Raw genomic sequence first — 2,010 nt, forward strand, 5'->3', positions numbered from 1 at the left:
CGCGGCCCCCGGCCCGGGCGGTCACCAGCGCAGGCTGCGCAGCGCCGCGATCGGGGCGACGCCCTCGCGCGCCGCCTCCTCGGCCAGGGCCTCGGAGGTGGGGTTCGCGCCGAAATGATGTCCCGCCAACCCCGTCAGCGCCCAGACCGAATCGATGCCGGCATTGGCCGCGCCCAGCAGGTCGGTGTGCGGCGTGTCGCCGATGGCGACGATCTTCTCCGGCGGCAGCGCCAGCGTCGCCAGCACGGTCTGGTAGACCATGGCGTCCGGCTTGCCGATCTCCAGCACATCGCCGCCCAGCGCCAGATAGACATCGGCCAGCGCGCCGGCGCAGATCAGCTTCTGGCCGGAGACCATCACCGCGCGGTCCGGGTTGGTGCAGAGCATCGGCAGCCCGGCCTTGGCGCATGCCGCCAGATCGGCCCGGTAGGGCTCGACGCTCTGCGGGCCGCGCTCCGGCTCGGGGCCGGTGTTGAGCAGGAAATCGGCCTCGTCCGGGCGGGCGGCCAGGGTGATGCCCAGCCCCTCGACCACCGAGAGGTCGCGCTGCGGCCCGATATGGAAGGCGCGGCTCCCCAGGCGGGAGAACCAGGGATGGGTGCGGTCGCGCAGCAGGGTCCAGGCGACCTCGCCGCTGGTGACGATGCCGTCATAGAGTTCGGCCCCGATGCCCATGGCGGTCAGGCTGTCGGCGACGAACCAGGAGCGGCGCGGCGCGTTGGACAGCAGCACGATGCGCTTGGCCCGCGCGCGCAGTTCCTTCAGGGCCTCCGGCACGCCGGGATAGGGGGCGGCGCCGTCATGCAGCACGCCCCAGATGTCGAGGACGAAGCCGTCATGGCTGTCGGCCAGCGGGGCCACGCTCTCCAGGATCTTCATCGGGCATCGGCTCCTACGGCCTCGTGGACATGGGCGAAGCCGTCGCGCCGCAGCAGCGCGGCCAGCTCCCGCTTGATGCGCGGCACCAGCACCGGGCCGGCATAGGCGAAGGCGGCATACATCTGCACCAGCGCGGCGCCGGCGCGGATCTTGGCATAGGCCTGCGCGCCATTGGACACGCCGCCGCAGCCGATCAGCACCAGCCGCCCGGCGGCCAGCCCATAAACACGGCGCAGCAGCGCGGTGGAGGGCTCGAACAGCGGCTGGCCGGACAGGCCGCCGGTCTCGCCCTTGTGGGCGCTCCGCAGGCTGGCCGGGCGGGCGATGGTGGTGTTGCTGACGATCAGCCCGGCCACGCCATTCGCCACGCAGGTCTCGACCAGGCTCGGCACCGCCTCCTCGGCCAGGTCGGGTGCGATCTTGACCAGCACCGGCGGCTGGCGCGGCTGCTCCGCCCGCGTCGCGGCCACGGCGGCCAGGATGGCGGCCAGCTTCGCCTCGCCCTGCAAATCGCGCAGCCCCGGCGTGTTGGGGGAGGAGACGTTGATGGTGACGTAATCGGCCTGCGGCGCCACGGCGCGGTAGAGGGCGGGGTAGTCGCGCTCCGGCTCGGCGCCCTCCTTGTTGATGCCGATATTGGCGCCGAGCACCGCCGGCAGCGGCCGCCTCAGCGCCGCCAGCCGGGCGGCGAAGGCGTCCACCCCCTCATTGTTCATGCCCATGCGGTTGATCACCGCCGCATCCTCCTCCAGCCGGAACAGGCGTGGCTGGGGGTTGCCCGCTTGCGGGCGGGGCGTGGTGGTGCCGGGCTCGACGAAGCCGAAGCCCAGCCGCATCAGCGGCGCCACCGCCACCGCGTCCTTGTCGAAGCCGGCGGCGAGGCCGAGCGGATTGCGGAAATCGAGGCCGAGCACCGTCGTGGCGAGCACCGGCTCGTCCGGCGCGGTGTCGGCGCCGGCGAGGCCCAGCGCCAGCGCCTTCAGCGCCAGGCGATGCGCGCGTTCGGGATCGAGGCCGCGCATCAGCGGCATGAGGGCGGAGGCGAGGGCAGGGGTCATGGCGCCCCGCTTGTGCCCCGCCCCGCCGCGCAAGGGAAGGCCCCGCGCGGCGCGGCGGGCATGCAGCCCCGGC

At 73.6% G+C, this 2,010-nt stretch carries 2 protein-coding genes; both read right to left on the reverse strand.

What is annotated here, in order from left to right; all coding sequences use genetic code 11:
- Positions 1-21 precede the first annotated feature (21 nt).
- Positions 22-879: a TIGR01459 family HAD-type hydrolase gene (locus HMPREF0731_RS08315; RefSeq protein WP_007003634.1), complete on the reverse strand. Its 858-nt coding sequence runs from the start codon at positions 877-879 to the stop codon at positions 22-24.
- Positions 876-1,937 carry a quinone-dependent dihydroorotate dehydrogenase gene (locus HMPREF0731_RS08320; RefSeq protein WP_007003635.1) on the reverse strand — a complete coding sequence of 354 codons (1,062 nt, stop codon included), beginning with the start codon at positions 1,935-1,937 and terminating at the stop codon, positions 876-878. The genes HMPREF0731_RS08315 and HMPREF0731_RS08320 overlap by 4 nt, the downstream gene beginning before the upstream one ends.
- Positions 1,938-2,010: the final 73 nt, after the last annotated feature.

The sequence above is a fragment of the Pseudoroseomonas cervicalis ATCC 49957 genome (assembly GCF_000164635.1).
Lineage (GTDB): Bacteria > Pseudomonadota > Alphaproteobacteria > Acetobacterales > Acetobacteraceae > Pseudoroseomonas > Pseudoroseomonas cervicalis.

Excerpts from the sequence above, each read along its gene's own strand:
- HMPREF0731_RS08315 (WP_007003634.1), bottom strand. The coding sequence starts at position 879 with ATGAAGATCCTGGAGAGCGTGGCCCCGCTGGCCGACAGCCATGACGGC.
- HMPREF0731_RS08320 (WP_007003635.1), bottom strand. The coding sequence starts at position 1,937 with ATGACCCCTGCCCTCGCCTCCGCCCTCATGCCGCTGATGCGCGGCCTC.